7 protein-coding genes are annotated in these 8,909 nt (G+C 69.5%); 3 read left to right on the forward strand and 4 right to left on the reverse strand.

Annotated features, from left to right (window positions below):
• From AB0O00_RS22490 to AB0O00_RS22505, 4 genes are all read right to left on the reverse strand, one after another.
• On the reverse strand, positions 1-560 hold a 560-nt coding region (locus tag AB0O00_RS22490; protein WP_363654461.1), incomplete at its 3' end, for a hypothetical protein.
• Between the two features lie 8 nt (positions 561-568).
• Positions 569-1,054 carry a hypothetical protein gene (locus AB0O00_RS22495; RefSeq protein WP_363654449.1) on the reverse strand — a complete coding sequence of 162 codons (486 nt, stop codon included), beginning with the start codon at positions 1,052-1,054 and terminating at the stop codon, positions 569-571.
• Positions 1,054-3,270, reverse strand: a complete 2,217-nt coding sequence (locus AB0O00_RS22500) for a glycoside hydrolase domain-containing protein (RefSeq protein ID WP_363654451.1) — start codon at positions 3,268-3,270, stop codon at positions 1,054-1,056. The genes AB0O00_RS22495 and AB0O00_RS22500 overlap by 1 nt, the downstream gene beginning before the upstream one ends.
• Before the next feature lie 440 nt (positions 3,271-3,710).
• The gene (locus AB0O00_RS22505) at positions 3,711-6,107 is read right to left on the reverse strand and encodes a DUF4332 domain-containing protein (RefSeq protein WP_363654453.1); all 2,397 of its coding nucleotides are present in this window, start codon (positions 6,105-6,107) and stop codon (positions 3,711-3,713) included.
• A gap of 219 nt (positions 6,108-6,326) precedes the next feature.
• Here AB0O00_RS22505 and AB0O00_RS22510 point away from each other — a divergent pair, with 219 nt between their 5' ends.
• The 3 genes from AB0O00_RS22510 to AB0O00_RS22520 form a co-directional block, all read left to right on the forward strand.
• Complete coding sequence (locus AB0O00_RS22510; RefSeq protein WP_363654455.1) at positions 6,327-7,871, forward strand: MFS transporter; 1,545 nt, start codon at positions 6,327-6,329, stop codon at positions 7,869-7,871.
• Positions 7,872-8,044: 173 nt separating this feature from the next.
• On the forward strand, positions 8,045-8,434 hold the full coding sequence (locus tag AB0O00_RS22515) for an SCO5389 family protein (RefSeq protein WP_363654457.1): 390 nt from the start codon (positions 8,045-8,047) through the stop codon (positions 8,432-8,434).
• Between the two features lie 212 nt (positions 8,435-8,646).
• Positions 8,647-8,909 (forward strand): LLM class flavin-dependent oxidoreductase (locus tag AB0O00_RS22520; RefSeq protein WP_363654459.1); only part of this gene is annotated, 263 nt, incomplete at its 3' end.

Below are 8,909 nucleotides of genomic sequence, written 5' to 3' on the forward strand. Positions count from 1 at the left end.
GTGCGGTCGTCGCCGCCCCAGCGGACGACGCCCTCGCAGTCGGCGAGGATGTCCCGCAGCGTCAGCTCTTCGGTGGGATAGAAGCCGCCGCGCGCTCCGGAGGGGTAGAAGCCCGGCCGGATCTGCACGGCCGTGCCGGAGGCCTGGTTGGACTCCGCCAGCGACGCCCGCACCGAATCCGGCGTGCGCCAGCCGACCACGTCGCCCTCGCGCAGCGCGTCGATCTCGTAGTGGAACCGGCTGATCACGTGCACCAGGACCGTCTCGACGTCGCCGATGCGCACCCGGAGGTCCAGCGGCGCGCCCGGAACGGGCCGGGTGTAGACGTGCCCGCGCTCGTCCGCGACCTTCTCCATCTCCCAGCCGTTCGCGGACCGGACCCCGCTCAGGACCCGCGCGTCGCGCTCCTGGGCCTGCTGGATCGCCTCGTTCACCGCGCCCGCGGACGGGTCCGGGTCCGCCGCGTGGGCCGGCCCGGCGAGCAGCGGGGCTCCGACGGCGGTGCCCGCGGCCACGAGTGCGGCACGGCGCAGGACGGTGCGCCGCGATATGTTCGCCATGTTCGCCGTCACGTGTTCTTCTTCTCCTTGCGTTGGTTGATAGCGAACCCGGTGAGCACCAGTGCACATGCCGCCGCCAGGGCCACCGCCGGGTTGATGTACGAGGGGATGGCCGCCGAGGTGACGGTGTGCCCTTCGGCGGTCCGGCATCCGAACTCCAGCGGGACGTACGACGGGTCGAAGCCGACGACGTGGTCCGAGCCGGTCGCCGCCCGGCAGGCCAGGGCCTGGGCCTGGTCGTCGAGGAAGAGCACGGACAGCATTCCCCGGGTGTAGATGCCGGCCGCCACGGCCCAGGTGAGGGCCGCGGCGGCCTTGAGAACCGCCGCGAGGCCCCGCGCGCTCGGGGTACTCCGGGCACTCCGGGCACGGAACAGCACGACGGCCGCGTACACGACGAGTCCCGCGATGGCCAGCGCGCCGACCAACAGCAACAGGAGGACGACCAGGCCGTTGTAGCCGGCGTACCCGGCGGACGGGTCGTGTCCGATCATCAGACGTTCCGGGAGATCGAGTTGTACTTCTCCATCACGTAGTACAGCCCGAGCCGCTTCTTCGCCTCGCTGAACGCGGGCTCGGCGGGGCCCTGGTAGCGCCGCAGGACGTCGTAGATCTCCGAGTCGGTGTAGTCCAGGCGCGGCGACCGCATCGCGGGCGACTTGTCGTCCCCGCCGGGCTTGCCGTCGATGTCCCACATGTGGACCACGGCAACGCTGGTGAGGTCGAACTCCTCGTCGTCGTGCGCGAGCTTCCAGATCGAGTACTTGTCGTCGTCCTTGGTCACGTCGAGGATCGGACGGCCCGTCACGTAGCCCTTGGTGAGGCAGTAGTTCCACGCGCCGACCAGGGTCTCGGCGCGCTGCTTCGCGATCCCGGTGGACTGGTCGTGGATGAATTTGCCCGTCGTCTTGTACGCGGCGATGACGGCCTCGCCCGCCACCTCGTCGTCGAGGCGGATGTGCCGCATCTCCCAGTACGCCGACGTCTGGAGCAGGGACTTGCGCAGGTTGTACTGGTTCGACAGCCGCGTGATGAGCTCGTCGTGGTCGACCACGGTCGGCTGGAAGCACTTCCAGTGCTGGTAGACGCGGTCACCGCCGTCGATCGGATAGCCGATCGACTCCATGTACTTCCCGACGTCCGTCTTCATGGCCTCGACGACGGACGGGTCGAGCCGGGCGTCGGCCTTCATCGGGCGGGGCGGGTCGAAGGAGCCCTGGCCCGTGTCCCGGCCGGAGGCGATGTTGTTGTCGATGTTGATCGCGCCGTCCCCCGATCCGACGGTGCGGGTCACGATCTGGTCGTAGGCCCAGTCGTCCGGCAGGGAGTAGCCGTAGTTGCCGGAGAAGCCGGAGGACATGTCGGAGACGAAGGAGGCCGTCGAGTGACCGGCCTTCGCCACCCGCGCGCACACGTTGCGCGGCCCGTACACGCCGACCTGGAACCGGCTGCCGTCGTCGGAGAGCGCGTCCTGGATGCCCTTGAAGTGCGGCAGCACGCTCGCCGTGATGTCGGAGTCCATGGCGTCGAAGTCGACGGCGAAGAAGATCCGCGTGCCTGGCTTGAAGCCGTGGTCCAGGGCCGCGTTCACGGCCGCCTGGCCGGCGGTGCGGCCCGCCAGGTAGCTGAAGCTCGACGCGTCACGCGCGTAGGTCTGGTAGATGGGGAAGCAGCGCAGGCCCGCGTCGGCGATCGTCTGGAGCTCGCCCGGCTGGATCGCCTTCTCCGGGAGCGAGGTCGTGCTGGGGTTCGTGAGGTAGCGCCCCACGTAGGCGATGCCCTCGGCCTTCAGGGTGGCCGCACGGGCGGGCGTGATCCTCGTGACGCCGTCGCACGCCGCGCCCTTGCGCGACTGGTCGCCGTAGGACACCAGCAGGGAGGCCCAGGTCGGGAAGTCGCCCTTCCCGGTGATCTGGAGCGCGGCGAACGACTGGAAGCGCTGGACCGCGTCCACCAGACCGTCGTCGAACGTGTCGGTGAACGAGGCCGGCCGCTGGTTGAGGATCATGGCGGCGGAGAACAGCGAGACCCACGCGCCGCTGGAACCCGCGGCCACCGTGTGCGACTTGAGACCCGACTGCGTGCCCGGGCCGAAGAAGCCGTTCGCGACGCCGTCGGCCATCCCCAGCTCGTACTGGACCGCGTACAGCATGGACCGGGCGACGTCACGGGAGTTGTGGCCGTCGCAGGGGATGACGAAGAAGTCCTGACGGTTCAGGTACCGGCCGTTGAGCCACCGCTGGACGCCGCGGATCGCGTCCGACCCCGAGTTCACGGTGACGTAGGCGTCCATGTTGAGCAGGGCCCTGAACAGCTTGGGCACCACGTCGCTGCCGGGCATCAGGTCCATGACCCCGATGTCCGTCTTCAGCTTCGCGACGGCCGCCTGCACGCGCGCGTTGTACGTGCCGTCGATCTCACCGCCGTCGTAGCCCTTGCAGTACAGCGCGCTCTGGATGATCCGGCACATGTTCGCCGACGGCATGACCCCGCTGCCGAGCCGCGGGTACTTGGCCGTCAGCGCGGACAGCGTGGCGGGACCGAAACTGTTCGAGAAGGAGGTGATTCCCAGCTCGTACTGCAGTGCCCTGGTCAGGCCGTACATCGTGGGCCAGCCGGTGTGTCCGTCCTCTTCGACGGTCATGCCGATGATGCTGCCGTAGGTGGAGTTCACGAACTTCTGTGCGCGCAGCACCATTTCGTCAGCCATTTGCCGCCTATCTCCTTGTCGATCTTTTTGGGAGGCCGCGCCGCGCCGTAGACACGGCGGGCGAAAAGCCGGGCAGGCGGGAAGAAAGGAATTCGCGGCCCGGAGGACCGGAGGATCGGCGTTTGGGCACACGGGATCCTGCAACGGACCGAAATTCCCCCCATTCCCGGCCTTGGAAACCGGGAAGTGGAATACCCCAAGCAGGCGGACACGCGCCGCTCGATCCCGCCCCCGGTGGATCAGCTGAACGGCAACGCTAGCACCTCAATACCGAGGCAAATCAGACAATCTGACGTACCGTTGAGTAACGCTTCCGCATCGTTCGTCCAAGAACCCCCGCCGAATGGCGGGGTGGAAACGCCCCGTACACCCCCCTGTCGGCGGGCTGTTCACGCAAACAACCCGAGACCCGCCGCGCCGGGCGACCATCCGCGACGCGATCACGGGATCCGGCGCCACCGCCCGGAATGCCGCTGCGGCGGAATCAGCGCGCGCAGCCAGCCATTTGTTTCCCTGAAGGCCGGCAGATGCCCCAGGTCGTGGTCCTCGGCGATTTCCGTCAGCACTCCGACCAGCGCGTCGCGGCCGGCCGCCGCCCGGCGCCGCAGCTCGGTCCGGCTGGTGACGCCCGCCTTCAGCAGGACGTCCACCACCTCCGCCGAGCCGAGGTCCCGGTGCGTGCCGGCGAGTTCGGCGACGTCGGCGAGGTGCGACACCACCAGGCCGGACGCGCCCAGGTACTCCGCCATGGCCAGCCGCCCGGCGTCGTCCGCGGTCCTGTCCTCGAACTGGGCGAAGGTGGTCACACCCACCGCCCGCAGACTCGCGGCGAACGGCTCGAACGGGGGCAGGTCGAGCATGGCAAGGGGACGTTCGAGTCCCATGGAGCGAAGGGTGTGCGCCTCGCCCGGGTCGTTCAGGATCTCCGCGAAGTACGGGTCGGACCAGAGCGCCCGCCGGTCGTCGCGGGTCGCGACGGCCAGGGCCAGGTGATGGTCAAAGCTGCCGAACGGGTCGGGCTGCCGGCCGTACTCCTTGGCCAGCGCGGCCAGGCAGGCGTACTTGTAGGCGGCGTCGGGCGTGGGACACGGGTCGGGCGCCCACGGGGCCGACGCGTCCCGGCCGCCTTCGGTCCGCCCGGCGACCTCGTGCTCCATGAGCGCGATCGCCCCGCACATGACCTGGACGTTCGGGCGCAGGTCCTCGAGGAACTGTGCCAGTGGGTCGTCGCGATCCCGAACCTCCGTCGACTCGCCGTAGTACCCCGACAGTTCGCGGATGAGTTCGGACGCGGGCGTCAGGATGTCACCCTCGCGTTCGAACAGCTCCCGCAGTCGGGCCTCGCCTGCCCGCTGTTCGGCGAGGATGGAGTCGACCCTCAGGAACACCTGGGCGTAGAGCGCCTTGAGGTAGATCGTCTTCCAGCCCTCCCTGAGCCTGGGCCTGTCCGCGCCCTTGCTCTTGGCCTCGGCCTTGGCCTTCACCCAGTCCTCGAGTGCCGCCAGGAGCCTCGCGCACCGCAGCCGGATGCCCTTGTCCTTGCCCTTGCACTTGTCCTTCGCCCGGTCCGCGAGTGCCGCCAGGTGCCTCGCATACCGCAGCCGGTTGCCCACCGTCTGTGGCCCCTGGCGGATGAGTTCGCTCACGTAGTCCATGCGCGCCGGTCCGTATTCGGGCTCCAGGTTCACGGCCGCCTTCAGGAGCCTGATCCGGTCCTCGTCGTCGGCCGTCAGGGCCCGCTCGTTGGCGATGACGTGCAGGGCGACGCTCTTCCACTCGTTGGCGTCGTTCAGGCAGGCCGCGAGCCTCCGGTGGACCCGGCTGAGCCGGACGAGGATGCACGCCGCGGCCGCGGTCAGCAGTTGCGCACGGGCCCGTTCCTTCTCCTTCCCGTCCTTCCCGTCCTTCCCGTCCTTCCCGTCCTTCCCGGCAGGGGGGAGGCCGAGGTTGGGACGGCTGATCACGGTGCTGAAGGCCTGCCTCCCGTTCCGGGTCAGGGTGACCACCACCCGGTCGCCGTCGACGAGGGTGACCCGGGCGCGCCAGGTCAGCCCGGGCCGGAGGGCGTACATGATGCGCGCCGCGGTCGCCGCGACGGCTCCTGCGGGGATCGCGCTGAGATCGGTGCTGACCAGTTTGCTGAGCTCGGTCGCGTGGGAGATGCCGAGGTTCACGGGCTTGGTGCCGAGGTTCTGCAGGGTCGCGAGGACGTAGTCGGTCGCGGCCGCGTCGACCCTGCCCTTGGCGTCCTGGGCCTCGACCTGGAGCCGGAGGTTCTGGCCGAGGGCGGTCGCGGTGGCGGTGATGCCGAAGACGCCCAGGGCGATGTCCGCGACGAGCAGCCGCCGGGTGTCACCCCAGGAGAAGAAGCAGGAGAACAGGGCCACCCAGAGGATCAGCAGGATCCAGAACGTCGGCACCGGCATGCCCGGTCGTTTGCGGTGGATCCGGAAGGGTCTGCGCTCCCCCCACACATGCGCGGCGAGCACCAGCACGACGCCGGGCAGGACCAGGGCGCACACGAAGAGGTAGGTGACCCACGTCCCGTCGCTGAAAGGTTTGAACATCGGATAGACCGACAGGAAGACGGCGAAGGCCGTCAGCGCGACGGCACCGACGGCCGCCCAGAAGTACCGGACGCGGTGGTGCCAGGCGATCGTCCGCGGCTCGACCATGCTCCCGGTCAGCAGGCCGCTGACGGCGACGAGCACGACCAGGGCGATCGCCGTCGGAACGATCACCTGCGCGATCGGCCGGGCCCAGGTCCGGTAGAAGCTGTCCCAGTCCGTGGTGTCGAGAGCGACCGGTGAAACGGTCAGCCCGGTTAAGAGTGTCATGGCGCCACCCCGGGTCTGTTCGTACCTTTCCTCAACGCTAGGCCGTTCGTACCGGACCGAACAAGGCCCCCGCGGACACCGAGCGGCACAACTCCGACACCGGCGGTTTGTCGGTAATGAACGGTTGTGTTCCCTATCTCCTCGGGGCTACGGTCGGTGGTAGCGAATGGACTCCGTCCACTCCGTGCCGTTCGACCCCACGTCATTGGGGGACCTGCCATGGCCACCTCCCACGCCCTGGTCTCGGCTCCGCCGGCCTCCGCACGTCGCGGCCAGCACCCGGGGATAGCGCTCACCGTCATCGCGGCCACGCAGCTCATGGTCGTCCTCGACATCACGATCGTGAACATCGCGCTGCCGCACATCCAGCACGCGCTGAGCTTCTCCACCACCAACCTGTCGTGGGTGATCAACGCCTACACCCTGACGTTCGGCGGGCTCCTGCTGCTCGGCGGGCGCACCGGCGACATCCTCGGGCGCCGGCGGGTGTTCATCGTCGGTGTGCTCATCTTCTCGTTCGCCTCGCTGCTGGGCGGCGTCGCGCAGTCCGCCGCCTGGCTGCTCGCGGCGCGCTCGCTCCAGGGGCTCGGCGGCGCCATCGCCTCGCCGACGGCGCTCGCGCTGATCGCGACCAACTTCAAGGAGGGGCCCGAGCGCAACCGGGCGTTCGGCGTCTACTCGGCCGTGGCCGGTGCGGGCGGCGCGGTCGGGCTACTGCTCGGCGGCATGCTGACCTCCTGGCTGTCCTGGCGGTGGGTGCTGTTCGTCAATGTGCCGATCGGCATCGCGATCGCCCTGCTGGCGCCGCTCTACATCAACGAGTCCGAACGGCACCCCGGCCGCTTCGACCTCCTCGGCGCGTTCACGGCCACCACCGGCATGGTCTCCCTCGTCTACGGCTTCATCCGCGCCTCCGACCACGGCTGGACGGACGCGGTGACGCTCACCGCGTTCAGCCTCGCCGTCGTCCTGCTCACCGCGTTCCTGCTGAACGAGCGGCGGGTGCCGCAGCCGATCACCCCGCTCCACCTGCTGCGCAGCCGCAACCGCGCGGGCGCGTTCGGGCTGATGCTGTGCCTCGCCGCGGCGATGTTCAGCATCTTCTTCTTCATCACGCTGTTCGTGCAGGAGATCCTCGGCTTCAGCCCGCTCCGGGCGGGCTTCGCGTTCCTGCCGATCAGCGTCGCGATCGTCACCGCGGCCCAGATCGCCGCCCGCAACCAGGTCCGGTTCGGGGCCAAGCCCTTCTTCGTGGTCGGCTCGCTGCTGGTGCTGAGCGGGGTGTTCTGGGCGACCCGGATCTCCCTCGACACCACGTACCTCTCCGGCGTCCTCGGGCCGACGCTGCTGTTCGGCTTCGGCATGGGCTCGATCTTCGTCCCGGTCATGCTGACGGTCGTGTCCCAGGTGGCCCCGCACGAGACGGGCGCGGCCACCGGCACGCTCAACGCGATGCAGCAGGTGGGCGGTTCGCTCGGGCTGTCCATCCTCGTGACGGTCTACGGCACCGCCAGCCGCAACGAGGCTCAGCAGCAGGTCGCGAGGTTCCTCCACCAGGCGACGCCGCAGGAGGCCCTGCAGTTCAAAGCGACGGGGAAGCTGCCGGCACCGTACTCGTCGGCGGTGCTGGTGCACGGCATCTCCCGGGCGTTCGAGATGGGGCTGGTGTTCGCGGCACTGGCGGTCGTGATGGCGGTGTTCGTCATCAGGATCCCGAGGCTCCCGGCTCCGGTCACCGACAAGGCGCCCGAACCCGCCACTTGATCACCGGCCCGCGGGGGTAATGGGGGCGCGCGTGGGGGCCGGGTGCGCCGCGCCACTCTTGACAGGGCGTCAGGGTGTCGAGGACAGTCCATGTAGCAATGGTTTTCATCTTCGTTAACCGTGGACGCCTTCGGCACCACCTGCCCCACGAACCCCCGCGAAAGGGGACCCCCATGTCGCTCGACGTCTCCCCCGCCCTCCTCGCCCAGGCCGAGCACGGCAAGGTCGACGAGGCCGACTTCATCGAGACCGTCCGCACGTCCCTCCCCTACGCCTACCAGGTCGTCGCCGGCCTCAGCACCGAACTCGCCGCCACCGACGAGGAGTTCGTCAACGACAACACCAACCCCACCGACGAGGAGCGCGCCCAGCTGCTGCGCGCCCTCGCCAGCAACGCCATCCGCGGCAGCCTGGAGCGGCACTTCGACGTGACGCTCGCGTTCGTCAACTGCCACCGCGTCGGCGCGTTCCGGCCCGGCGCTGAGGAGAGCGAGGCGTACCGGGAGTTCACCTCGCTGCACAACCAGATCCGCAACCAGAGCCCGGAGCTGCGCAGTTGCTGACCGCCGAATGACGACGGGCCTCCGCCCACGGGCCTCCGCTCCCTGAGCGGAGGCCCGTCGTATTGCGCCACGTGACGCGCCGGTTGCGGCTGCGTGTCGATCCCTCGGCGATCTTGTCGGACGGCGGACGGCGTGCGTAGGTTCGATCCGTACCCCCGGTACGTTCCGCCCCCGTCCCGTCCCACCCCGTCCCGTCGCCCGCGGAGGCCGCCATGCCGTCGACCACCCCACGACCGCTGCGCAAGCTCGGCTTCCTCACCATCGGCCTCTTCGACGAGGCCGACCCGCGCCGCGGCCACGAGACCACCCTCGAACTCATCGAACTCGGCGAACGGCTCGGCTTCGACACCGCCTGGCTGCGCCACCGCCACTTCCAGTACGGGATCTCCTCCCCCCTCGCCGTCCTCGCCGCCGCCGGCCAGCGCACCCGCCGCATCGGACTCGGCACCGCCGTCACGCCCCTCGGCTGGGAGAA

This window comes from Kitasatospora sp. NPDC093558, from assembly GCF_040683475.1.
Classification (GTDB): domain Bacteria; phylum Actinomycetota; class Actinomycetes; order Streptomycetales; family Streptomycetaceae; genus Kitasatospora.

What these genes read in the sequence shown, in the direction of transcription:
- AB0O00_RS22505 (WP_363654453.1), bottom strand. Translation starts at nt 6,107, where the DNA reads ATGACACTCTTAACCGGGCTGACCGTTTCACCGGTCGCTCTCGACACC.
- AB0O00_RS22515 (WP_363654457.1), top strand. Translation starts at nt 8,045, where the DNA reads ATGTCGCTCGACGTCTCCCCCGCCCTCCTCGCCCAGGCCGAGCACGGC.
- AB0O00_RS22495 (WP_363654449.1), bottom strand. Translation starts at nt 1,054, where the DNA reads ATGATCGGACACGACCCGTCCGCCGGGTACGCCGGCTACAACGGCCTG.
- AB0O00_RS22500 (WP_363654451.1), bottom strand. Translation starts at nt 3,270, where the DNA reads ATGGCTGACGAAATGGTGCTGCGCGCACAGAAGTTCGTGAACTCCACC.
- AB0O00_RS22510 (WP_363654455.1), top strand. Translation starts at nt 6,327, where the DNA reads ATGGCCACCTCCCACGCCCTGGTCTCGGCTCCGCCGGCCTCCGCACGT.